A 26,099-nucleotide genomic window follows, 5' to 3' on the forward strand; every position below is an offset into this window, starting at 1 on the left:
AAGCGGCAAAATTGATTCAAATTACATTTGCTTGACTTTCAATAAAATTATACCAGCAACTAGGGAAAGCCTCTCTTTGAAAATGAGTTAAACTGCCGCCGAGTGCAACAACTCATTTTTAACATAGATGAAAAAAACACCCTTCCATTTAGTGTATCTAAAACACTTCAAATATTTCAGTTAACCTTCAGAGAGTGGAACTTACCCTCTCCATTAGGATGCTAAATCACCTTCCAGGTTTTACCTCTTCAACTTTTTTTTGAACCTTAATATTTTATGACTACCTATGGCGCGTGTTTAATACTAAACATATCTAAGGCCTATTTTATTATTAAATATTTGGTTTTTATTTTTAAAGATAAATGATCCGTTTAAATAATCTATTACTAATTGATTATCATACACTTCTTCAAAGTCATTATTAACTAAAAATTCAATGTTATCTACTGTTAAAATTTTTTCATATGCGTCATTTGGTCTTTTGTTAATAACTTTCATTTCGTAAATATTATTTACTATGTCACAGCTTCCACGATCAAATGACAATTGAATAAATTGATTCTCATCCATTTTATTGCTCAATACTTCCTTTGCAGAATCAGTTATTTGAAAATCCACTTATAACCCCTCCTTACGTAAGGATATTGTTCTAACAACAAACCATAATAACACTATTCATATCCATACGATTTAGCTTGCTTAATTAATTCACCATTTAAATACTCTATAATAAAACCTGGTTACTTCTTGTACTTTTTCTCTTAGTACTTGGGGTTACGATCACCTCTTATTTACTTTACAATCATTACAGCACAATTCGCATGCTGGACCACTTTATGGCTTACACTTCCCAAGAGCAGTTCTGAAAAGAGGCTAAGTCCCCTGCTACCCATTACGATAATATCGTAATCTCCCTCTTTTGCCTTCTTGCATATCATTTCTGCAGGATCTCCAATATGGTATTCGCTATCATATTGTATAGATGACCCTGAAAGGACTTGTGCGGATTCATCTAAAATCCTCCTAACTTCCTCTACTTGCAATTGTTCAATATCAATATCCACTCCGAAAGCAACTGTATTGATATTGTTACTAGGAATGATATGAAGAAGCGTTATTCGGGCATTTATCCCCATGTTTTGCGCCAACCTTTTTGCCGATTTCAATGCATGTTTAGAGTGTTCGGATCCGTCAACTGGAACCAAAAATCGTTCATACATATTGTCACTCCCCTTATTATAAAATCTTATTAAACCCATGAAGGTGATTATCTTTTTTATTAATCAGATCTGATCCTCCGCTTTGATGACAAAACTTGATGGCGATCGTTAATAACATATTTTAATTTGATGCTTTTTAATAGAATCCCTCAAAGATTTTCCATTGTATGCGCAACTTTTTCATTGATCGCGAAATCATAGGGGAGATTCTCCTTTCTATAAAACCATATTTGCAGTTGCTTTAATCGTAACTAATAGCTGAAGACCCAACTTGAGAACGTTCATTCTCAAATATCCAAATAAAAATTAATGGTTTGTTTGCATTCCCCCTCTCCGTTCATTATTACATATCATCTTGAAGCTCCTTTATTTGGAACTGTTGTACTATATGTCTCACGTTTAAATCTAACTGAATACAACAATACATAAACAACAATCAAGGAAGAAAACAGATTTAGCACGATAAGAGAAATGTTTAAACTGTAAATTTGTGTAAGTGCTCCAACAACAACTGGAGGCACAATGAATCCTATATACGCACATATCCAGAAAGCCGAAATCACACGTGGTTTAGCTTCAGGTTCAGGCAGTTGCCCTGCAAAAAATAATGCATTTTGGAAAGTCCACCCAGCACCAAGTGCTTGTATGAATATACTGATCCATAATAATGGTAAACTTGCTGTAAAACCAGATGTAACAATCAACCAAGAACCAATACCTAAAAGCAAGATCCCCCATCTAATACGTGTAACCGGTTGAGAAGGTTTAGGAATAAACTGTGCGAATGCACCACCACCTAATAGAATTAAAAAGATCAAACCAGAAATAAATAAATTAGATGTATGAATAACATTTTTCACGAAAGTAGGAATTAGAGCAAGAGCTGTTCCTTGAATCGTAAATACTGTAAAAATAGATAGTCCAGACATCGACCAAAAGTGAGAACGTATTTTTTTTGGAACCCCAAGAGATATCTTATGTTTTGCAAGCTTTTGTTCTTTCGAAACTACATCCTTTGGTAGAGATTCTAGTATGATAATCGAGAAAATTAATAATGCAATTAATATCCAAAATGGTAATCTAAGTGGTTGAATAGGGAAATATTGTAACATAAAAGCCGCAATAGCTGGTCCAAGTCCAAAGCCAACAAGTACAGTAACTCCTGAATATTTAATAGCTTTACCTATTTTTTTGGGATCTGATTGTCTAATTAGAAAAGCTACAGACGTACCAGTAAACGAACCATACGCAATTCCCTCTAAACTTCTTCCAACATATATCATCCACGCTTCTGTACTACCAATCATGAGCAAAGTTGAAACTATTGAAATCAAAATACTAATGCCAAGAACTTTTTTCAGTCCCCAAGCACTACCTTTTGCCCCCACAACAAGAAGAGTCGGTAACAGGAATGCTGCATAGATAGCAAACAAAATCGTAATTTGCAAACTGTTTAATTGATAATATTCACTATACAGCGGAAATAATGGAGTTACAAAAGTTGCTCCACAAGACATCAATAATATAACTAATAACATTCTTTTCACATTCATTTTCCTTTCTAATGCTTAATTTTAATTCTTATCTTTTTTAACAATTTTCTTACTCTATAGCTATTCGTTCCTCTTTTGAGAATGTTCGTTCTCAAATATACAAACCTCCACAACTCCGCGATTAACAAAGGATATACTAACGTTTCGGTAATATTACGATTTGTGAAAGTTCGCAGTTTTCATTAATATAAAAATTTCAGGCTGAATTCGTGATCCAATAATTGTATTTTTAATTAAACAATTATTAACTCCCTTCGACGTTTATATTTATAACATATAGAGAACGAATGGTAAAGAATTATTTTTTACCGTTCGTTCTCTAATGACTATTAAAAATAAATAGCAACAAAAAAAGTTAACTGATTTTAGTTAACTATTTTTCATTCACAATTAAAGATAGAAATCCAGTCCTATTATATTGAATTTAATTATTTTTCAATTGTATACTATACCCCCTTCAGTTATTTTAAAAAAAGACCTTTAAGGTAAATTCGATCAATTTTAAATAATTAATCTAATACAGAGAGTGTCGTATCAATAATATTTTTAAGTTTATTTTTATCGTTAGTTGTTTTGACTAAAACTCGTAAACCTACAAAAGAATTATGAATAAACTGTGATAATTTTTCTATATCATGGTGTTTAGGAATTTCTCCTGAATTTTGTCCACGTAATAGTAATTCAAGTATAATTTTTTCTGTCTTAGAAAAATTTTGTTCAATTTTTTCTGCTACTTCTTGATCATGTAAAGTCAACTCAACTGCACTATTAATTGTCAAACAACCAACTGTTTTTTCGTTATCTTGGGAAATGGCCATTTCTAATATACTTCTAATAGCATCTTTCGCAGTTGATGAATTCTTTACTTGTATATCCATATTTTTCTTCATATTGTTATCATAATGTTCCAACGCTTTTAAAAATAATGAATGTTTGTCACCAAATGTATCATATAAACTTCTTCTGTGAATCCCCATATGAGAAACAAGATCTTGCAATGAGGTTTTTTCGTAACCTTGATACCTAAATAGTTCCGTTGCTTTTTGTAAAACTTCTTTTTCATCATATTCCTTATGTCTGGCCACGCTAGTACCTCCTTTTGAAAGATTATAGCATATTTAAAAATAAAATTTGAATAATCAGTAATACACTTTTTAAAAGGAGTGTGACAGATAAAGGTTTCTTATTTCTTATTTGTTGCTGTATTATTGGGAAATCTAGAAAAATTATTACTATTTCTTTAAAAAGATAACTACCATTGTTTTTGAATTTGTTCTTTTGCTATACGGAATATTTTTTCTTGTGGTGTGCCCTTTTGAACAATTACTTTGGTTTGATAATTCTTCCCTTTATATTTAAGGTTCACTGTTACTTCTAGCATTTTTTTCACCCCTTTAGTATAAAAATCGTATATGGTCAACAAAAATTAAAGTTTGGTCTGGCAGTGTTGTTGTTTTTTATAATCTTATTTACTATACGTAATATAAAAAATAAAAGTTAACCACACTATTGTTTAAATACAATTAAATTTATTTTGAACTCAAGATATTCATATTTCGAATTATAACTGCAATTGATTCCTTTTTATAAAAAAGTACTTAAAGCAGTTTTCATTTTGAATTATTTTATCTTTAATTCGAGATAAATATACTATGCGATATTTTATCAGTCAAATAGCAGTTTTTTCCTATATCCTTTTTTTAACACAAGCCTTAGCCCCGAAACTCCTGCATAAAACTCTATATTTAGTTGAGAATTATTTATCATTGCAGATATATGACTGATATCCGCTGTCTTTTAACATCTAAGTTTCTCCATTTCATCTAAGGGATAGATATTATAAGGAATTGAATTATTTTTTTTAAAAACATTTTCATTAATGGTTGCAAAGAGAGTGTTGAGAAGAATTACTATTTCCTTAATAAAACTCCTGAGTTGTTGTTTCTATGTTCAATAGTTTATTATGGGAATGACCAGTCTTTTATTTAGTTTTTCTCTTAATAATAAATTAGTACATTAAATAAAATCATCTAGAATAGAGAGAAGTGAAATCATGGAATTAAGGGAATTGGAATACTTTATAGCTATTTGTGAGGAATTACATTTTACAAGGGCAGCAGAGAAATTAGGAATTTCACAACCTGCTTTAAGTCGTCAAATGAAAGCGCTTGAAGATAGATTAGGGGTTCGTTTATTTGATCGTTTAGGTAAAAAAATTGCCATTACGGAAGCTGGTAAAATTCTAAAAGAAGAATCCGAAAAAATATTCTCCAATTTACAATTAATCTATGAACAAATCGGAGAGCTCCAAAAGGTAAAAAGAGGAAAACTGATTATTGGTACAATGTCGGAAGAGTTGAGCCAACTTGCATCTGTAGTTTTTCAAGAACTTCATCGAAAGTTTCCAAATGTTCAATTAAAGATCATTCAGTCAGATGATATTGAAGATAAAGTTATTCAAAATGAAGTCGATATAGCTCTGACAATGCCTTTAGCGAATGAACAGTTAACAAATATTCCTTTATTTAATGAAGAATTTTATTTAGCTGTACCATTTGATCATCCTTTGGCTGAAAGGGATAAGGTTGATTTTGAAGAGATTAAAGACCTACCACTAGTATTAAGTCCTTTAAGCCACAATTGCCGAAAAGTAATAGATATTGCCGCTAATTCTTTGGGATTTGTCATTCAACCAATCATAGAATTATCTGATGTAAAATCTATTTTGAGTTTAGTGAAAGCAAGTATTGGAGCAACCATTCTACCAAGTACACTACTCGCTTCAAAGGATGCTGAGACCCTCAATATAATTAAAATAGTAAACCCTGTAATTTGTAAGGAAATTGCTATTGTGCATCATAAAGATAAATATATTGGAAATGCTGCTAGAAATTTTATAGAATTGTTGTTTAATTATGTGAAAGAGACAAGTCTTTATGTAGAGGATACTGAAAAAACTTTTATTAATTCCTGATTGATTATATAAAAAAACTCCCCCATTCAAAGAAGCGGAATGGGGAAGTTTTTTTAATGTTGTTTTTTAGCTAATTTCATTCGGTGTACACTGCCACCCTGTGTTCCGACAAATAAATATTCTTCGTCGGGAGAAAGTTCAATTGCAGTAGCATTTCTATTCTCGAGAGCCCCGGATATATTGGTCCATGTTTTTCCTCCATCCACACTTTTTAACACACCGCGACCTCCCTTAAGTAAGCCATATTCATAAAAGGAACCCGTGGCTGCATAAACGATATTATGGTTATTAGGAGAAACTATCATATCATTTACATATATGTTGAGCTCATCAACACCCGCACCTTTTGCTGTTTCTAATGTTTTACCACCGTCAGTGCTAATATATAAATGATTTCCACCGACCACTAAATGACTAGGATTGTATGAGTCAATAGCAATACTGCTTACGGGTACATTTTGAATTTTTTGGAATGATTGACCCATATCGTTGGACAAGAATAGACCCTCATTTCCACCTGCCCAAATCCGGTTTGGATTGTTAGGATCAGCGGATGCTAAAGTTATAAATTTGTGTTCTAGCTTAATATTTTTCCAATTCTCCCCAGAATCTTTACTAATATAGATACCTGATTCACTAGTTCCTGGAATATAATAAGTGATCATAATTTGCTTGGAGTCGGCTGGGTTAATTAGCATATCAGATGGGACTCCTCTATCTTCAAATTTTAATTCCCATTTTTCACCGCCATCGTTGCTTCGGTATACATTAGTATTCCCAACCGCACTATAGCGTAGTTTGTAAACAACATTATGTTCTATTGGAGAAGTAGCAATCTGATACACTTGTTCTCCTACTCTTCCTTCACCTTCCGCTGCTCCCCATTCTAATGTTGTGGAATCAACCTTGTTTTGAATTGGTAACGCAGTCATGTAAGTGTTTGAGTCAGTCCCGGCAAGTAACTGATATCCTTTAGAATTCCGCGAAATAGCCATGTCGTAAACCGTTGCTCCAGGAATACCGATTCGTTTATATGATTCGCTGCTATCCTGTGTACCATATATCCCTGCCTGTTCAGAAGATACATAAATTGGTCGAATCCCTTTAGGAGAAGATTTTGGTCCAATGGCGAAATCGACTTCATAGGAGTTAGACCCAGGAAGAGGTTTTTTCCAAGTTTCCCAAGTTTTTCCTTTGTCGTGACTCACCATTATTCCATCATACCCAGTGCCTACATAAATATCCCCATCTAGAATCTCTAAATGAGATACATTATTAAATGGTATTTGAGAGTGAGTAAGTTCTTTCCAGTCTTTACCTTCGTTATATGAAGCGTACAATCCGCCACCAAAAGTGCCAACAACTAGCATACTTTCATTGCCTTCAATTTCTTTTGTACTTCTAAAAGGAAAAGGTGGCTGATATAATAGTTCAGATTTAGCTGATCCAGAGAATACATCTTTAAATAAGTAAACACCATCATAACCTGCTGAAATATATAGGTCGTTATTCAGAAGAATTGCATTATTAAGAAATCCCCACCATCCAGGTAGCATCTCCCAACTAATTCCTCTGTCCAAGCTGATATAAACTTCGTTACTCGAAATAGCAACCAGTTTTTTCCCACTTTTATCAATTACTAAATCAGTTATCTCTTTGTTCGGAAAAGATAAAGTGTTCCATGTTTTTCCACCGTCTTTGCTAGCTAATATCTTTCCAATATAAGTTGGATCATTATTTTTAGAATTAATAGCCACATACATATTTTTTTCATCGGTAGGATCAGCCACTAGTTCAGCAGCTACTCCTCCTGCTACAGGGAAATTTCTAGACTCATGCCAAGTTTCAGCCCTATCTTCAGTACGGAACAATGATAGAGTCGATGAAGGTAAAACTGTCATGTCCTTAGAATTTTTTAAGTCAAAATTCATCAGTCCTGCATTAGAGTATGGGCCAATAGATTTCCATGTTGAAGCATGTTCATTATCTGTAGGTAATTTTTCCAGATAACCAGAACCTATAATTGTAGATTCCACATTAGATGAATTTTTGACTGTAGTACTTGCATCGATACGATATATTCCCGCTTCATTTGTCTGAACCTGCAATTTCCACCATCGATCATGATCTAATACAGCAGTCACTTCATTTGTTTTTCCACTTGGAGTTCGTACGGTTACTTTAGGAGCTTGTGTCAGATTAACCGGGCTATAAATAAAGGCACTTGTTTCACTCACTGTTGCTGTTATTGGATCAGGTGATGCAGTAATGCGGAAATGCCTTGCAATTAACTTGTATGGCACGCGTAAGTGCTGCGATTCTTTTGCAGATTGAATATTTCCTTCTACCCAGCCCAAGATATCGATATCCTGATCCGGTCGAGTCATGTTAATATTTACTTCAACATTAACCTGTTTACCTGGTTCAATATGAATATGGGAAGGATTCACAGTAACGGTTGCCCCGGATTTTTTATCTTCTTTAATAGTAAAATCCATATCAACTGGTACATCGCCTTGATTGTTCAAAGATAATGAAGCGTTTCTATGAATCTCCGAATCTTTTAAATCAGCTAATCCTAAATTTAGTACATTGGGAGAGGCTATAACATTTGTTTCCGCTGCAGCCTTTACATCCAATCTGCCTGTCCCTTGTGTAAGCACATCATATGATGACAGTGGTTTAGCAGTTTCTTTTAAAGCGCTGGAAATCTCGCTAGCATTCCATGACGGTTTAAGTTGTTTCAGAAGTGCAGCTGCACCCGCCACATGAGGAGCAGCCATGCTAGTCCCACTTAATTTTGTATATCCTGTATCATTACTCTCATTCTTAACGAACGTCGAGTTGATTTCAACGCCTGGCGCGACTAAATCAGGCTTTGCTCGAAATTCGGAATGTCCACGCGAACTAAAGTTTGCAATTTGATCCGTTATGTCTTTTCCTGTAATCGTAATTTTAACAGGTCCTTTATCCAAGTAAGACTTTAATTCCCCAGCTTTACTTGCACCAATTTTCATAGCGACTAACGATTCTAACTGGCTATTTACATTAGAACCTGTTAAGAATTGATGTTGTGATTCTAACTCTGAATAAGGGTTGGATGTAAATTGAGATGGAATAGTATCTCCTATTTTAAAAGAAGGTCCGGGTTGCTCAGGCACGAAAAATATCGCAGCGTCTGCCCCTTTTTCTTGTGCTGTAATCGCCTCTGCACGTCCATCTGAACCTACTGGTGGTTGAATTAGGACAATCTTTCCTTTTACATCTAATCCATTGTAGCTTTCCATTCCACCTTCTCCAACGTCTACCAGATCTTGGGTAATTGCAGTATCATGGGGATTAGCTGAAAAACCTAGACGGGTAACGGTTAAATTCTCTACAAGTGGGGCAACCATTTTCGCGTCGGGTACTTTGATACCGCTTACACTTGCTCCAACAGCAAGTACTCCCTCAGCAATTGCTGGAGCACCAATCGTACCGTAACTAGGGCCTTCATTCCCGGCTGCCGCAACAACAACAACTCCTGCATCTACCGCATTTTGGGCAGCTTTGGAGATGGGATCAGTACCATCACCAGGACCACTCAGACTCATATTAATGACATCTGCTGGGAATGGGTTGTCCGGTGAAATAGAAGCTTCTATAGCTGCCATGATATCGGATGTTGTCCCCATACCATCTTGATTCAAGACCTTATAAGCTGTAATCGAAGCGTCAGGTGCCACCCCCTTCAAATTTCCATGTGCTCCAATGATTCCAGCAACATGAGTACCATGGCCATTGTCATCCATAGGATCATTATCATTATTGACAAAATCATATCCCCCAACTACTTTATGCCCTGAGCCTAGCGCCCCGCCAAGGTCAGGGTGATCATAGTCTACACCAGTGTCAATCACGGCGACTGTGACTCCTTTGCCAGTAACTGCTTGATTTTCATTGTCGTGCTTTGACCAGACATCTGGAGCACCTATCAAGGGAACGCTTTTGTCTAATTTTGCGTGATATTCTTGATCGGGATATATAGCCTTTACTCCTGGAAGTGAACGTAATTCATCCAATTTGTTTTTAGGTACTTGTAATGAAACTCCGTTAAATATGTACGTATATTCATTAGACTTTTTGAATGGAATCTTCTTTTCTATTATTTCTTGTATTACTTTCAAGTGAGATTTTTTCAAATTCTCAGTTTGATCTTTTATCATTCTTCTTAATGTTTTGGAAACGGCTTCAACATGTACTGAATGAGGCATGGTTTGAATGGCAGGAGTTCCTTCCATTTCAACCACAACACGTGTCATCGCATCATCGGGACCAGATCCTTGCGCCTTACTTAATGGAGTATCAAAAATAAATTTAGCATTAGAGATTACTAGGGCTGTAGCAACCATATAAGTCGCAGTTCTTCCCTTATACCACTTCGTTCGTTTTTTCATCTTTTGCATCACCTCTACCACAAATTTCATTTAAGGACAGCGGAATTAACCTATTAAAAACAGATAAATAAGACTATTCTAAATGTTAAGGTTATTATATGGTGATATATTTTTCTGGTAAATGACATTATTGTTATCATAATGATTCATTTTAGTTATTAATAAAGAGGAATGAAATATAAAACTATAGCAGGAAAACAAATATAACTCTATGCACATTATTAAGATGAGAGTTAGATCCTTTCTAAAAACGAATTCTAAGAAAATCAAAAAACCTGCTCCGATTTGAGAACAGGTTTTTTCTTAAGATAGTTTAGCTTTTTAATTACTCATATTATTATTAGTCGTTTCAAGTGTAGTAAGGTAATCTCTTAAGAAGCCAATAGACCGATTTATATAAATGGTGTCATCATATAGCTTTGTCATCATTAGAGATCCTTCAATTGTCGATATAAATATTGTTGTAAACGTTTCAGAATCTATCGTAGGAATGATTTCTACTTTTTTTATCCCATCTCGAAATATTCGAAGGATCATTGAATATAAATCATTCATGGCCATTACTGTCGCCTCCCGTAAATCGGGATGTGCATCATCTGACTCTATTGCTGCATTTAAGATCGGACATCCTCCAGGAATAGGCTTTCCTTCTACTAGAAACAAAAAAACATCAAGTATAGCGTTCAACTTTTCAACAGTAGTATTTTGGTTTTCAATTGCTTTTTGAAAAGTCATGGACATTGTATTAATTGCGTAAGAAAATGCATCCAATGAAAGTTCTGCTTTACTTTTAAAATGATTATATATTCCTCCTTTTTCCATCCCGGTTTTTTCCATGATAGAAGTTATAGGAGTACACATATAACCTTGTGTATTTAATAGTCCTGAGGCTTTTTCAATAATCATTTGCTTAGTTCTTTCGCCTTTGCGCATTTTTTTGTCCTCATTTCTGACTAATTTTTCAAACTGAGTAGTCTGTTAAATTTAGTATAACGTTATCAGTCCTCAAAATCACATTATTTTTATCTGAACATTTCGATTATATTGACAAATCATGTCTCCGATAATATATAATAAAAACAGACCGTTTTGTATTTTTTATAATGGAGGGATGTTAAAATGAGTAAAAAAGTTTATCTGCAAAAATTTATGAATGGTGAGTTTCCACCTCCGCCCATTGCAAGGTTAATTGGAGCGGAACTTGTAAATGTCGAAGAAGGAAAAGCAGTTTTTGAATTACAATGTGATACAGAAAAACATGCAAATCCTATGGGTACAATCCACGGTGGGATTTTATGCGATATTGCAGATATGGCGATGGGTGTAGCCTTTGTTAGTACATTAGAAATTAATGAATCATTTACAACCGTTGAACTTAAAATTAACTATTTAAAACCCGTCTGGAACGAAAAAATTATAGCAAAAGCAGAGGTTATGAAAAGAGGAAATACGATAGGTTTGATTAAGTGTGATGTTTTTGATGAAGGAGGTTCTTTAGTCGCCCATGCTTTAAGTACGTGTATGATTCTTAGAGGTGAAAAATCAGCAGGAAGATAGGAGCACAATTTTAGCTAATCGAATAACGAACCTTATTAGTGACAGAATTCAATAACCATACGTGTAAAATATTTGATATTTAGTAATTTATGATACTTACTTTAATAAAAAGAGGGAATATAGTTCCCTCTTTTTTGGCAACACAAATCGCTACATTTAAATATACTTTTTCAACAAAATAGCTGAATTGTGGCCCCTATACCAAATGAGTTTGATATACCAATGTTCAATTCTTTCTTACTTCCCCCTTCCGATACATAGTCTAAATCACATTCTGAATTAGGATGAGTTAAATTGATGGTTGGAGGAATAATGCCTTCCTGTAGACTTTTCAATAAGGCAATTGTCTCTACACCCCTGCTGCACCAAGCATCGATTTATAGTTTTTATATCAATTTAAAGTTAATGAAAAAATGCCAGCTCGTAGAATAAGAGACTGGCATTTTTTCATTCTATTATTGTACTACAGTAACAGTTTGTGGAGTTGTCGTAACTTTAAAGCCTTGTTTATTTACAACGTCTGCTGAAACAAAATACGTACCATTTGGAACATCTGACTCAGGCGTCCAGTTCAAATGGATTTCAGTTTCATTTTCAACTTTCATAGAATCAATTACTATTCCATTAATATCTTTTATATTGATTGTCCAATTTACATTGTTACTAGCAAATGCATTGATTCCTGCAGGTGTACTTGCAGAAATATTTTCATTTGGCCATACACTAAAGTAACTGACCAGCATTTCCTCATTAATATATGAAGGGTCTCCCCAAACTGAGTATCCATGATTATAAGCATAATCATAGCCCAATACGACTACGCTCTTCGGCTCTTCTTCCACAAGGACTGAGGTATGTCCAATCTTTAATGGCATATATTGACCGTTAAACCAAATAATTGCCCCTTTAAATCCACTACCATGTTTGTTGTCAACTGCTTTGAAAGAGATTTCAAATTTTCCATCTTTCGGTTGTACTTTAATATCCGAAACAACTGGAGCAACAGAATCCACTTGGATAGGTAGTTTTACAATTTGTGGTTTAGCATCCTTATAATCTAGTGTTGTTTTTATGACATAATTATAATTACCATCATTGACTACCTGCCCATTTTGATCTTTTACATCCCACCAATATCCACCATTCATATAGTTTTGATAAGACATAATATTTTTACGGAATTTCCATGGCTTACCAGTATATTCACTAAAGTCACCAAGATATTGAATCCTTTCACCATTTTCATTCTCAACATACATTTCAGTCTTTTGTAAGTTTCTTAGTGTCGTAAAAGTTGAGAATACTTTTTTTAAGTATGCATTTGGAGAAATAACCATTCGACTTTTGTTAAATGTTCCAGTCTGCGGATCATACCCTAATGGGAAGGTACCTTCTGAACCTAGTTCATCATTCCAAAGAACTGTGTAACCTAAGAAAGCATTTTTATCCCATGCCACAGGGTCAATATTTTGTGGTTGTTCCCATTTTCCGTAGTAGCCCATATATGGTATAGAAATTGAAACAGCTAAATCTGCGTTTTGACCTGTTGGAACTAGTCGTACATATCCCTCAACAAAAATTCCTTTCTTTAAATTAGTTGGTAATTCAATTTGAATATCGAGATTCTTATTTTGCCCTGACTTAATTTTTATTATATTCCCACGAGAGTTACTTACTTTTTCTCCGTTCACAGAAGCTATAGCACCTTGTATTCGCTCATTTTTTAATGTTAAATAATCTTTTGAATCTAATGTACCATCATTGTCTAAGTCAAATTCTTTCGTTTCTTTGCCATCTTTTAGGACATCTACATAAACTCTATATTCAAATTCTTCTTTATCTTTATCTTTATCTTTATCTTTATTGTTTAAAAGTGCTTCTAAATTCAATTTAAATTGGACATTATTGCTATTAATCTCTTTTAATGCAACTGATCCTGCTTGTTCTAGAGGAGTTTGTTCTCTTGTCACGAGTACAGGTGTTTTAATTGCATTTTGTATTTGCATCAAACCGGACCCTTGAATTCGTGGTGAGTAAGGAACTTCAGAATTTGTCCGTGGATCTTGTATAATTTTAGACGTGTTCATTAATGCAATTTTAGCTTTTAAAGCTGTTTTCTTTGAATGAGCTAAACCTTTTTCATATAAGGATTGTAATAATAGTGCAGAGCCACCTGCTACGTGTGGAGTTGCCATTGATGTTCCGCTCATAATCTCATACTCATTGCCTGGAACAGTTGAATAAATATTACCACCAGGTGCTGATAACTCAGGTTTAAAGTCTAATGTATGTGGTGTTCCGTAAGATGAGAAATATGACATTGTATCTTTATTTGGATTATCAATATAAATTCCTTTTGATAATTTCATTTTAACGATATAACCACTTGTTAACTTAGATATTAAAGTATTACCAATTGCTTTGCCTGTTGTTGCCGCTGTTGCATAATAAGGGCTAAAGTAGACAAATGGATAGTCAACATCTGTATTCGATGGTACTAAAATAACCGCTTTAGCACCCTTTCTACTTGCTTCGTATTGAATATGACTGTATGATCCATATATTTGGTCTGGTTTTGCAATAACAATTTTATCTGTGACATCTTTATTATTAAAATCTTCAGTTCTACCTTCACCTACATAAATCATCTCGTAACTTTCAAATGGAGATAAAACTTTAGAAAACTTAAAGTTAAACTGGGTTTGATCTTGATATGGAAGCTGATTTCCATTTTCTTCTTCAAGGGTGTTCATATGAATTTTCGAATTTTCATATGAAGCTACAGAAATTGCATATGGACTAATACCTGGTTCACCCACTGTACCAATATCTGGATTTTCAGCATAAGGTTGTAAAGAAGATTGCAGTAGTTCATTTTTGGTACTGTAAGCAGAGTTCCCACCAGCAACTACTACAAGTGTGCCATTCTCTGTTGCTACGTGAATTGCTTTCTGCATCGGATCGTTGTCACCAACAAAGCCAGCATCAGTTCCTAAACTCATGTTAATAACATCTGCTCCCAATGATACTGCGTGCTCAATACCGGCGATAATGTCATCTTCATAAGCTCCTCCACCATTGTCAGAAAACACTTTTTCAGCTAAAAGTTGCACACCAGGCGCAATCCCTTGTGCACCATCATTTGTTTCGTCACCATTTGCTCCTACTGTACCTGCTACATGTGTACCATGAGGGCTTCCATATTCACCATGAGGAATTACATCACTATCATCATCCGCCCAATCATAACCTGTAGGTACTTTATCACTATACCATTTCTCATTTACTGCAGTTTCAGTAAACTTATTTTGGATATTCGTCTCTGTCCATTTTTCATTTTTTTTACCTTTTGCAGTAAGTGTCATATCTTTATGAGTATAATCAATTCCAGAATCTATAACCCCAACAAGTAACCCTTCACCTTCATAACCATATTGATGCCAGACATTTTGAGCTTGTACCAATTCTTTGCTTGCACCCATAGATGGTTCAAAAGTTCTTGCAATATGTACATTATCAACCCCAGGTGTGTTTTGTATTTCTTTAACATTACGAAATTCAGTTTCAACACTAAACCCATTAAAGCCTTCAAAAAAACGATTTTTTACCTTGGAAACAGATCTTTGCATTGAAATTTTTGCTATAACGTTATCTTGCTTTTGTTTTTGTTGCTTCTTTTTTTCTTTAGGAGAAATATCAATAGATTCTGGTTGTTCTACCTCAACTATTAATCGTACTTGTTCATTTGGGTTATAAGCTTTAACAATACCATTTTCACTTAAATCCTTATAATCTAGTTCATCTACTTGATCCTCATTTAAATGTTTCTCTTCATCTAAGAAAATTTTTTGACCTTTTTTTACAATGTCCTCAATACTTGGAGCTGTATCCGTGTTACTTTCTGTTTCTTCTGCAAAACCCGTTGACGTTAACAATATTGCTGCTAAAGTTGCTGTAGTAATTACTTTGAAATGAATACCATTTTTCTTCCTCATCATCCACTTACCTCCTACTTAACTCATCTAGAATTTGACCTAAAACAAGTGCGTCTTTAGTAATATTTATTTAACGTTTAAAACAGCAGTTCCAAGATTAAATTCTACATGTGTAGACCATACTTACACTGCACTAAACTGTTACAACTTTCTCTTCTAGTAAAGTCCATTTTTACTTCTGCAGAGAACGATCCTTATCATGTGTTTCCCCCTTTAAATTGTAGTGACTTTTGAGAATGGGAGTGCGAGACTGGTGATTCAATTGGGAGGGTTCTATGATGCTTTTAGTGAATTTTTAATTGAGGCAAAAAACTAACTACTAAATTGAAGAATTGAATAAGGTTAGAACATGTGCAAATGAAGTAATTCGTTTTGTCATCTTTGTTCTCATTTGTTAACCTCCATATTTTTTATATTGAACAACCTGTAAATACTGGCTGATAATATCAACAGAACGAATCAATAACTTAGTGTTTGCTGCTGTTTGTTTCTATTTTTCAGATAATCTAATGTTTTCTAAAGCATGAGCTCTAACATAAATTGCATTTTGGGATAGTGGAATTAAATCATTAATAAATAAAGGGGAATTTAGACTATTCAAAATATTAAGGTTATTATATGGTGATATTTTTTTTTAGTAAATGACATTCTCGTTATCATAATGATTCATTTCAGTTATCAATAAAGAAGAATGAGAGAAGATTATAGGAGGAAAATCAGTCAGTATTCAGAAAAACGAACAATACTTTATTTTAAATGATAGTGATTGATATTTTAGATGATAATAAATTAATATTTTTGTAAAATAGTATAGAATCAATAAGGTTAAATCCAATCTTAGAGCTAATAGGTTTAATACTTATTTGATTTAAAAATTAGTTTATTTTCTATCTTTGAGATTTCTTTTTACTCATTTATTTTATTTAAAAGTTGATTTTAACTGATATATAAAAGTAACATTTCAGCTTTTCAAAATACTATTTACGTGTGTAAATACTTCAATCGATTCCCTAGCTGAGCGACCGATTGAAAAAAGAAAAAAGGAACTTCTCATGAAACGAAGTTCCTTTTTTCTTAAGTAACTTAGGCATGCGTTAGTTACTTAAGTTTTTTCTATTAATCCAACGATTTCTCTTTGTCCTTGTTCTATTGCAAAAGTTAACGCGTTGTATATCTATTCCAATCTCAAATAGTTTTTTTACTATAGCGAGTTGTCCCCTTGAAGATGCAAAATGAAGCCATGTACCAAAAGGAGTCATTTTTTGTACTTTGAATTATACTATTTTGTAATTAATTAATAAGCTATTTTAATAGAATAAAACAATATAGTAGTTATATTTGTTCTCGCTTATATTCAGGAAGATTTAAAAATTCTAAGTAAAAACAAAAATAAAACTGCTTTTGAATTTGAAAGGTAAAAGTTGTAGCCTCCTAATGGTTTTTATAGTATGAAAGCAGAACTTACATTTTCTGCAAAAACATTTTCATTGAATTCCTAGATGTTCATACTACTGTTATGTCCTTCATAATTCATGAACAATTAATTAAAATATAATCCTTTTCCAACAGGTTGCACAGTTTCTAATACAGTGTTTACCATATCTTCACCTACTAAGGTTCTAATAATCCAAGCTGAAAGTTCCTGAGCAGCGAAGCAACCAGCAGCAGTTGAAACATTTCCATTATTAACAAAACTTTGTTCAATAACTTCTACATCAAATTTTTTAAGTTGTTCAACTACCGTTGGATAAGTAGTAGCCTTTAGACCTTTTAACAACCCTTTGGCTCCTAAAATTAAAGATCCAGAACACATGGACCCAATCAATTGACTTTTTGGGTCGAAGTTTATTTTGTTTAAATACTGTTGATTTTGAAATAAATGCTGAACACCTATACCACTTGCAAATATTACAGCATCAGCTGATGGAATCTCAGATATATTCCCTGTCATTGGAATTCTTAATCCTGCCATAGAAAAATGTGTTTTATCAGTTCCTAGAAGTTGGACATCCCAATCACTAATACCACCAACCAAACGTACACGATTTAACAAATCCCAAGGTAAAAATACATCAATATCTGTAAAATTATCAAAACAGACAATAGCAATTTTCAAATTTAACTCCTCCATTTAAGCGAATTAACTTTTCAAATTTATTCTTGATTAGGATAGCTCCAATTTATTTACTCATATTATTTTTAGCAATTTCTGGATTATAAATGGAATAATGATCCAATTTTATATTTTGATTCTTTAAAGGAAAAACAAATTTAAGCATATTGGAACTAATGGAATAAGTTATTATTTTTTCGTTATTTGAAGTAATATACTCTGAACTTGGAGATCCAAAATGATTTTTTATATCATTAATAGATAAATATTTCAAACGTGGATCAAAAGATCGTAATTCAAATATTTTATGGCCTTTTTCATATCCAAATACTACGTTTTTCTTAAGATAAGTGCTATATGTTCCTTTAGCAGCAGCAACATAAGCACTACTATCTTCTTTTCCCCATTTATTCCAAATTGTTTCTATATTTGTATTCATTACATTAAATTCTGCATTTATGATTTTTCCGTCTTTAGCCTTAGTTGCAATATTCTTTTTAAGAGTGATTTGTATATTACTAGTTTTATTGTTATTAGCAATAGTTTGTTTAATTTGTTTATTTAAACTCATAACATTCACAGGTGGTACATTATTATTATTCAGTTTATATTTTTGTTTTAAAGATAGAATCTTATATACACTTTTATTTATTTTATCCTCTGATATTGTGTGATTTTGAACTGCTTTGTATAAACTGTTGTAAACTGATCTTACATTTTGGTTTCCATGCCCAATTAAAATAATATTACTACCAGCATTTATAGACCTTACTGCCGCATTGTTTAAGGTATAGTGTTTTGCAATAGCTCCCATTGACATATCGTCAGTTATAATTACTCCATTAAACCCATATTGCTTTCGTAAAAGATCAGTAATGACTGTTTTTGACATTGAAGCTGGATACTTAGAATCTATTTTCTTTACTAATATATGTGCTACCATCACCATATCTGCATGATTCTTTATTGCATTGCTGAAAGGAATTAATTCGAATTTTTTTAAACTTAATAAATCTTTATTAACTATAGGAAGTTCTAAATGTGAGTCTACGGAAGTATTTCCGTGCCCAGGAAAATGTTTAATAACAGGAATCGTATTGCCTTTACGAATTCCCTCCATCATACTCTCACCCATTTTAGAAACAACACTTGAACTTGAACCAAACGAACGATCTCCAATTACTGTATTCTTAGGATTACTTTGTATATCCAATACTGGTGAAAAATCAGTATTGAATCCAAATGAGGATAGCTCTTTTGAAATCATATTCCCTATATTAAATGCGTATTTTTCATTATTTTTATTTCCAATTGTTCTTGCAGAAGGAGTATTTAAAACCGTTGAAGGCATTCGATTTACCCTGCCGCCTTCCTGATCGACAGAGACAAACAAAGGAACCTTGTTATTTTTATTAAATGTTTTTATTTCATTTGTTAAATTTACTAATTGACTTGTACTTTTTACATTAGGTCCAAAGAATATAACGCCTCCTAATTTATAATTTTTTATAAGATCCTTTGCATTACTTGATGTTGTTCCATCAAATCCAGCAATAATCATTTGTCCTATTTTTTCTTTAAGTGTTAATTTATTAACTTCATCCTGTATTGAGTCTAATTTAGAAGTAATATTGCTTTGTTTTCTATATGCTGATGTATTCTTAAGATTTACATTGTCCTTACTTTCATTTTTAGCGTTAACTTCTATACAACCAGATAATAGTAAGAAACTGCTAATGGCAATCATCGATAATTTTCTAATGTTTTTTTTCAAAACTTCACCTCTAAATTCTAAATGGTTTAAAAGTCTTGATGATATTAACCTCGAAAAAATAATAGCAAAGAGATGTTTCAAAAATATAAACATTTTGTAATTTTTTAATTAGATTGTTTTAAAAGGTCAAATACAAGAAATTAAAGTTATCAATAATCATTAAATCTAGATAGTTAGTAGCTTTGTACGCAATTAAGAAGCTTTCATTAGACTGGATGAATGCCCTATTTTTTTGAATACTTTTTTATGACGATAAAATACAAAAGTTGCAAGTATAATACTGACTATCGCAATGATAATATCTAACCAGAATACAGCGGATACACCGATATTTTTTGCTATTAACCCTGTAATATAAGGTATTACTATGAATGCAGAACTTGATGCAGTGCTAACATATGCCGATTTTGTCGCTTTATTTTTAGGGAAGAATTCTACTATTACTGTAATACATAATTGAAATAAACCAGCAGTTGAAAAACCTATAAGAAAAGAACTTATTATTAACAAAATTGGTTGATGGCAAAATAATAAAATCAATACAGATAAAGAAGTTAAAAAAGGATACAAAATTAAAATTACTATTGGACTTACAAACCGATTTATAACGATTGCTAGTATTAAAACGGAAATAAGAGATCCAATGTTGAAAAAACTCAATAACTGAATGGAATCAGTTTTACTCATACCAAGTATATTAAGTCCATATGTTGGGAGCCAAACTTGAACGACCATAAATAAAGTAGTGGTAGTAAATCCCATAAAAATAGTAGCTAAGCCTTCAAGCCAGATGATAGGTTTTGTTTTGAATCGAAGCGCTTCATAAATGGTATCTTGATCACTATAATTAGAATTTTTTGGAAAACGAACTATAGATAAGAAACTTCCGTTAATAAAAAACATAAAAGCAAGTATAAAAAAAGAATATCCATAAAAAATATTATGATTCATAATATATGAAATTATGATTGGTAAAATCATAGCCCCAATTGATATAAATGCTTTTATTAGTACTGTAGATATCCCTGTATTTTTAGGAAATGCTTCAATAAGTGCAGGATATGATCCTGAGTCTAATATTGAATTACTTACCCCAGCAATAATGGCAATAATAAACGCTATTTTATAAGTAGGTGCTAATGGTATTCCAATCAAAAAAATAAGATATAGAAATGAAGCTGTTAACACAAGTGGCTTTCTGCCAAATTTATCTGAAAGCCTACCAGACACACTTAAAGTGATTAATTTTCCAATCCCTATACCTGAAACTAAGAAACTTATACCTGTATTATCTGTATTTAATTGTGTTGTTAGAAAACTCATATTTGATGTAAAAATGATATTAATCATACCTAAAAGGAAGTAATTAATATATAACCCTATTGTCATTCCAAAATGTTGAGTTTTCATTTAAATCCCCCCATCTAATTTACTTTTTCTATTAATTACTACAAGACAATTTTTCATAATTTAGTATTTAGTATGATATTTTCATACCTATTTAAATATTATCTCGAATTCGAGATAATATTAATACTTATCAACCCTTGAAGTCAATATTATTTATATTTTTATAATATAGAAATATTTTTTGAATTTTCGCATTTTTCATTAGAAGCTATTTACAGATAAGCTTTTAAGTCTTTTCTTCTTCAATTAAGTTCGTAGTATCGCCAATAACCCTAATTTTAAAAGTATTCTGAAAAATATGTGATACAGAGTTTTAGATAATAATATTTCGATAATTTTCAACCATATTAACAGACCACAATTTAATTTTGATTCTGGCGTCCATCCTTCAAAAGCAAAAAAACACCCCCTTTTTTATAATGGAGATGCGTCTTTGATTTAATATTTTTAATGTCGTGCCAGAATTCTAAAGTCCAACCTTCTTTAGATCTAGGTAACCAATGTTATCCTTTCTTGTGCCACTGTTTGTTACAATAATTTCCCTATTATCACATTTTCTATATGGTCTTCTTATTTAATCCCATTGGATAATTACATATTCTTACTACTAAATATACTTCAGAACCATTTCACAAAACTGGGACTTGATTTAGCCTTATTCCAACAGCTCTTCAAACTATTGAAAATTTAGACATGGATTTCATAATTTCCCTTATCGTCTTTATAAACCATTATTTGTGGAAAAAAGTTCCTGTGAAACTATATGTTTGGCGGTCATGAAGGTAAATAATTAGATTAAGAAAAATTTACCATTATGGTTATACCTTGTTAAGTAGTTACAAAAATATGCAGCCTTTACGCCAATCACTATTGGACTTAGGTTGCATATTTTTATGTAATTCTATAAACAGTAATACACTTCCATATTAATCGGTATTGATGTTTTATATATTTAAATTAGTAATTTCTTTTCAGATATATCTTTAATTAAAGATAAAATAATTATCAACCTTATTGTCAATTACTACCATTTATCAGTTTACTCCTTATTTTCTTTTATTTAATTTTTTATAGGTTTTTTTATTGCTATCCCCTCACCTAACTATAATTTTCCTTTTTGGTAACATTTTATTAGCCAAAATTGTTTCTGCAAAGGGATAGTATTAATATTGGGATCAATAAATAAACACTTTTTAAAATTTTCTTTATTCTTTTCTTCCTCTATCTGTAAGTGTAACCTTTACTTTTATTGTGCCAAGAGATTTTGGTGTTAGAAGAAATTTATTTTTTTTAGTAATTGATTTCCAAGATTTATAGTTATTTCTATATAAATCTTCTTCTAAATGAAATACATCTAACTTTTTATTTATTCCTTCCAAATAGGTCGTACTAATTTCCTTTTTTATTTTCTTTTTAACTTCCCTTATTAATACTTTATTGCTGACTTGGGAATTTAACTGAGTTATAGTCGCTTGCACTTTTATATCCATATTAAATTTTGGAACACCTGATTTGCTAACCATAGAATGAATCTTAACATCTGGATTTTCAATTGGAAGCAATGCTTTTATTTTTCCGTTTTTTTCGTTAAGAGATAGAGGTGTACGTTCAGTATTCTGATCAACCCAACGCAATCCTATTAAATCATTTTTGGATATCCATTGTGGTTTTTTCGCTTTATAAAACAAAAATGCTCCATTTACATTCATCATTGGCATATTTTTGTCATCTTTTTTCCACAGTTTATCATCTAAACCAAGTGTAGGTACGATAATTGAAGCACTGGGTTCATTTATAAGTGCAGCGAATTCAACTAATTTCATCGGTGATATTAATGAATGTTGTTCATAGTTTCCATTCGGTAAATGTAATAAAGTCATAATTGGTGAATTAGGTAACATAGGTTCTACTGCAAAAATTTTATCAATCGGTTCTTTTGTTGTATAAATCCAAGGTGTGAGTCTTGCATCTACGAATCGCTCTAAAGTATCCAAGGATTCTTCTACTTGTTTTTTACCTAAGGCTGATTCTTTAAATACGATTGAACTAATTTGACCAAATAGTGTCCTTTGTTGGGTGCTATTGTATAAGTCGTTCCAAGCATTTGCAAAAGTCGGACCTTTTCCTTTACCAATCCAAATGTTAGGCCCTTCAGTTCCACTACTTCCTTGTTCTGATTTACCTATTTTGGATATATCCAATACTTGTACATATAAAACATATTCATTATTTACATAATCTACTCCTAAAGCTGAAACATATGTTAATTGATTTAATTGTTTTATATCCCAGCAACCGGTTAAAAGTAAAATAGGAGCAATTAGTAGTATTAGCCTCCGGTTCAATTTGACTTATCCCCCTGTTTTCGTCCAAGTTTCGTATATAAAAATTTTGGAGTCTTTTTCGTGAATGTTTTCGGAAGCTGAATTAAACCTTTTATGTAGTCACTGTCACTTGGATTAAAAAATGAAGACATGTATGGCACTCCAAAAGATTTTAACGTTGAGATATATATTAATATTAGAAAAAGAGCAAGCATTAAACCTGGCAAACCTAGAATACACGCCATTATTATACTTATAACTCTCATTAAAATAACAGCACTTCCAAAAGACTGGTTTACAATTAGGAACTGAGATATCAATGTAATTGCAACAAGGACAACTACATTCGGAGAAGTAAGTCCTGATCGAATCATAGTTTCTCCAACTATTAACGCTCCTACCACTGTAACTGTTTGACCCGTTGATTTCGGCAATCGCAAACCTGCTTCGTACAGAATTTCAAATAGAATAGTCATTATGATTACCTCCATCCCTGGAGAAAATGGTATCCCTGTAGTATTTAGTGAGATTGTTGCAAGGGCTGGAAAAGGTATCTGGTCTTGATGAAAAGATACCATTGCAATGTATAACCCAGGAAGTAAGACCGAAATTAATAAACCTAAATATCTTAATATTCTTTCAAGTGTCACAAAATAATAAGGCATGTACAAATCTTCAGCAGATTTTAATAAAAATTGTAAATTAATTGGAGCTATTAATGCTGCTGGAGCACCATCTATTAATATACAAAAGCGTCCTCGTTGCAGTGACTCAACCACCATATCCGGCCTAGTATTATAAGTTAAAGAAACGATAATCGAATAAGGTGAATCTGATAGTAACTCCTCAAGAGGAGAAACCCCATTTAGAATGTCTACATCTACTGAATTAAGTCTTTTTCTTGCTTCCTCAATAATACCCTCATTTATTACATCTGAAAGGTAGAGTAATGAAACGCTAGTTTGACTTCGTTTACCAATCGTAAATATTTCATTGCATAATGTCGTACTACGTACTCGTTTTCTAATCAATGCCACATTTGTTTCTAGAGATTCTGTAAACCCGTCACGAGCACCTTTAATTGAAACCTCATAAGTGGACTCCTCAGGTTGACGTTGTGGAATTTTTGATATATTTAATGAACAAAGTTCACCAGTTTCTTCAAATAATAATATTAATTCACCAGAAAAAACTTTCAATATGATTTGTTGATCAGTATCTTTTTCGTTACTAATTACTGGTATTAATTGTAAAGTATTATTTTGGAGATTAGGTAAAACAAACTGATTCATATGAATAGTATCAATCATTCCACTAGAATAGACAAATAGCACTCGTTCATTTTTCGAATCATTGTATAAGTTATGAACTTTTATTTGCACATCTGCACAGGTGCTGAAGAGTTTTCTTATTTTTTGTTCGTTTATTTTTGAAATGAGAATCACCCCACTTTTGGTTTTACCTTAAATTTTATAACAAAGAGTACTAATAAGATCGATATGAAAAAGATAACTGGTACAAATATAGGGAAATAATTATTTTTAATAAATGAATGAAGCTTTAAATTCGTAATTGGTATACAGGCGACTACAAATAACGCAAAACTTATAGACCATAACAAATTTTTTTGGTTACGTTTTGATTTAATATTTAAAATATCTATAGATAAGTATATAGTTAAAGCAATTCTAATAAAGGAACATGACATAAATTGATAAACAGAGATAAAGTCTACATGTTGAATGAATTGACCAATTCCGAGAAGTCGCCATTGCTCATAAACTGGGAACCTCATTTTTTCAGATAATTGGGGTCCAAATAAAGAGATTGAATAAAACAATGGAAAAAGTGATGAAAGTAATATCAAACTTCCTAAAAATAATAATTGCCAGAATTTAACTCGCTTTTTGATATTGTGTTGAACTAGTAATATAAACAAGAGTTCAATATAACCTCCTGCAATGTAAAAGCTTCCTTTTAAAATAGGGTTCCAACCATTTTGTAACATCGGTTTCATCCAAGTTATGTGCATAAATTGGATATTTGCTCCATCAAGAAAAAGCTCAAAAAATAGAATAAAAGGAAAAAGAAATACCGATATAACAGCTAGGGATGTTATGCCGGCAAAAGCACAATAAGTACAGATAATTAATAAACAAACTTCAATAACCATTTGTGGCGTTTTAGGTAAATAAGTTATCGCAATCCAAGATGAAATACTTTTTAAAGCAATGTATGAATTTATCAATAAAAAAGCTAATAATGGAATTACAATTATATAATATGCTATATTTCCATATCGCTGTTTTATCAGTAAGGTAATAGATTTTTGTTCTGTTTTTTTCATGATATAGTATAAAATACAAAGCCAGACTAATAGAGCTGGAAAAGCAATTACTACCGATATCCACGCATCTCGACCCACTATGTCAAATAGTGCTGGAATCATTAGAAAATGGTTCATAAGTATACTGGAAAGTAGTACGAGGATTAATGCTGCACTAATGAAAATTTTTTCATTATTCATTTTCGAATAATACCTCCCAATATCTACTAGTGATTTATTTCATTAATATGAATATATTTTCCATTGATACACTAACCTATTCATCAACAAAGCTTTCCCAAATAGTGAAATAGGAGCCGATTATGAAGTGAACTCAAAAAGTTAGACAAATAGTTTTTATGAAGCTAAAGAGGAGTGGACTCTGTAACTTCTCAATAAACTGATCCATACTGCTAA

16 protein-coding genes and 1 pseudogene are annotated in these 26,099 nt (G+C 32.3%); 2 read left to right on the forward strand and 15 right to left on the reverse strand.

The features are described 5' to 3' along the window. Positions 1–303 precede the first annotated feature (303 nt). The 5 genes from CAB05_RS00315 to CAB05_RS00335 form a co-directional block, all read right to left on the reverse strand. Complete coding sequence (locus CAB05_RS00315) at positions 304–618, reverse strand: iron-sulfur cluster biosynthesis family protein (protein WP_087997770.1); 315 nt, start codon at positions 616–618, stop codon at positions 304–306. A gap of 173 nt (positions 619–791) precedes the next feature. Further along, entirely contained in the window at positions 792–1,220 is a 429-nt protein-coding gene (locus CAB05_RS00320) for a universal stress protein (RefSeq protein WP_158093132.1), read from the reverse strand. 350 nt (positions 1,221–1,570) lie between these two features. Next, the gene (locus CAB05_RS00325) at positions 1,571–2,758 is read right to left on the reverse strand and encodes an MFS transporter (RefSeq protein WP_235821328.1); all 1,188 of its coding nucleotides are present in this window, start codon (positions 2,756–2,758) and stop codon (positions 1,571–1,573) included. Between the two features lie 524 nt (positions 2,759–3,282). Further along, positions 3,283–3,858 (reverse strand): TetR/AcrR family transcriptional regulator, encoded by a 576-nt coding sequence (locus tag CAB05_RS00330; RefSeq protein WP_087997773.1) that lies wholly within the window; start codon positions 3,856–3,858, stop codon positions 3,283–3,285. A gap of 167 nt (positions 3,859–4,025) precedes the next feature. Next, positions 4,026–4,154, reverse strand: coding sequence for a BA3454 family stress response protein (locus CAB05_RS00335; RefSeq protein ID WP_087997774.1), 129 nt, complete (start codon positions 4,152–4,154; stop codon positions 4,026–4,028). Positions 4,155–4,826: 672 nt separating this feature from the next. On the opposite strand from CAB05_RS00335, the gene CAB05_RS00340 reads away from it, so the two are divergent. Continuing rightward, on the forward strand, positions 4,827–5,747 hold the full coding sequence (locus tag CAB05_RS00340) for a LysR family transcriptional regulator (RefSeq protein WP_087997775.1): 921 nt from the start codon (positions 4,827–4,829) through the stop codon (positions 5,745–5,747). A gap of 53 nt (positions 5,748–5,800) precedes the next feature. Here the strand turns inward: CAB05_RS00340 and CAB05_RS22640 are convergent, their stop codons facing one another. Together CAB05_RS22640 and CAB05_RS00350 are read right to left on the reverse strand one after the other, a co-directional pair. Continuing rightward, positions 5,801–10,183: a S8 family serine peptidase gene (locus tag CAB05_RS22640; protein WP_158093133.1), complete on the reverse strand. Its 4,383-nt coding sequence runs from the start codon at positions 10,181–10,183 to the stop codon at positions 5,801–5,803. A gap of 321 nt (positions 10,184–10,504) precedes the next feature. Further along, positions 10,505–11,116 (reverse strand): TetR/AcrR family transcriptional regulator, encoded by a 612-nt coding sequence (locus CAB05_RS00350; protein ID WP_087997777.1) that lies wholly within the window; start codon positions 11,114–11,116, stop codon positions 10,505–10,507. Positions 11,117–11,302: 186 nt separating this feature from the next. Here CAB05_RS00350 and CAB05_RS00355 point away from each other — a divergent pair, with 186 nt between their 5' ends. Further along, positions 11,303–11,740, forward strand: coding sequence for a PaaI family thioesterase (locus CAB05_RS00355; RefSeq protein WP_087997778.1), 438 nt, complete (start codon positions 11,303–11,305; stop codon positions 11,738–11,740). 156 nt (positions 11,741–11,896) lie between these two features. On the opposite strand, the pseudogene CAB05_RS22375 reads toward CAB05_RS00355, so the two are convergent. The 8 genes and pseudogenes from CAB05_RS22375 to CAB05_RS00395 all read right to left on the reverse strand — a co-directional run. Further along, positions 11,897–12,096, reverse strand: a pseudogene (locus CAB05_RS22375) (beta-ketoacyl-[acyl-carrier-protein] synthase II); the annotation flags it as partial. A 99-nt stretch (positions 12,097–12,195) separates the two neighbouring features. Next, positions 12,196–15,738, reverse strand: a complete 3,543-nt coding sequence (locus tag CAB05_RS00365) for a S8 family serine peptidase (protein ID WP_280527173.1) — start codon at positions 15,736–15,738, stop codon at positions 12,196–12,198. Between the two features lie 1,537 nt (positions 15,739–17,275). Further along, positions 17,276–17,851 (reverse strand): DJ-1/PfpI family protein, encoded by a 576-nt coding sequence (locus CAB05_RS00370; protein WP_087997779.1) that lies wholly within the window; start codon positions 17,849–17,851, stop codon positions 17,276–17,278. A gap of 64 nt (positions 17,852–17,915) precedes the next feature. Next, positions 17,916–19,622 (reverse strand): beta-N-acetylhexosaminidase, encoded by a 1,707-nt coding sequence (gene nagZ / locus CAB05_RS00375; protein ID WP_158093134.1) that lies wholly within the window; start codon positions 19,620–19,622, stop codon positions 17,916–17,918. A 192-nt stretch (positions 19,623–19,814) separates the two neighbouring features. Then, on the reverse strand, positions 19,815–21,032 hold the full coding sequence (locus CAB05_RS00380; protein ID WP_087997781.1) for an MFS transporter: 1,218 nt from the start codon (positions 21,030–21,032) through the stop codon (positions 19,815–19,817). Positions 21,033–22,237: 1,205 nt separating this feature from the next. Beyond that, positions 22,238–23,377: a Ger(x)C family spore germination protein gene (locus tag CAB05_RS00385; protein ID WP_087997782.1), complete on the reverse strand. Its 1,140-nt coding sequence runs from the start codon at positions 23,375–23,377 to the stop codon at positions 22,238–22,240. After that, positions 23,374–24,801 (reverse strand): spore germination protein, encoded by a 1,428-nt coding sequence (locus CAB05_RS00390; protein ID WP_087997783.1) that lies wholly within the window; start codon positions 24,799–24,801, stop codon positions 23,374–23,376. The genes CAB05_RS00385 and CAB05_RS00390 overlap by 4 nt, the downstream gene beginning before the upstream one ends. Next, positions 24,798–25,883 carry a GerAB/ArcD/ProY family transporter gene (locus CAB05_RS00395; RefSeq protein ID WP_087997784.1) on the reverse strand — a complete coding sequence of 362 codons (1,086 nt, stop codon included), beginning with the start codon at positions 25,881–25,883 and terminating at the stop codon, positions 24,798–24,800. Before CAB05_RS00395 ends, CAB05_RS00390 begins: the two co-directional genes overlap by 4 nt. Positions 25,884–26,099: the final 216 nt, after the last annotated feature.

This window comes from Gottfriedia solisilvae, assembly GCF_002128405.1.
GTDB lineage: Bacteria > Bacillota > Bacilli > Bacillales > Bacillaceae_G > Gottfriedia > Gottfriedia solisilvae.

Coding starts and splice junctions, on each gene's coding strand:
- CAB05_RS00320 (WP_158093132.1), bottom strand. CDS start 1,220: ATGTATGAACGATTTTTGGTTCCAGTTGACGGATCCGAACACTCTAAA.
- CAB05_RS00325 (WP_235821328.1), bottom strand. CDS start 2,758: ATGTTATTAGTTATATTATTGATGTCTTGTGGAGCAACTTTTGTAACT.
- CAB05_RS00335 (WP_087997774.1), bottom strand. CDS start 4,154: ATGCTAGAAGTAACAGTGAACCTTAAATATAAAGGGAAGAATTATCAA.
- CAB05_RS00340 (WP_087997775.1), top strand. CDS start 4,827: ATGGAATTAAGGGAATTGGAATACTTTATAGCTATTTGTGAGGAATTA.
- CAB05_RS22640 (WP_158093133.1), bottom strand. CDS start 10,183: ATGAAAAAACGAACGAAGTGGTATAAGGGAAGAACTGCGACTTATATG.
- CAB05_RS00350 (WP_087997777.1), bottom strand. CDS start 11,116: ATGCGCAAAGGCGAAAGAACTAAGCAAATGATTATTGAAAAAGCCTCA.
- CAB05_RS00355 (WP_087997778.1), top strand. CDS start 11,303: ATGAGTAAAAAAGTTTATCTGCAAAAATTTATGAATGGTGAGTTTCCA.
- CAB05_RS00365 (WP_280527173.1), bottom strand. CDS start 15,738: ATGATGAGGAAGAAAAATGGTATTCATTTCAAAGTAATTACTACAGCA.
- CAB05_RS00380 (WP_087997781.1), bottom strand. CDS start 21,032: ATGAAAACTCAACATTTTGGAATGACAATAGGGTTATATATTAATTAC.
- CAB05_RS00395 (WP_087997784.1), bottom strand. CDS start 25,883: ATGAATAATGAAAAAATTTTCATTAGTGCAGCATTAATCCTCGTACTA.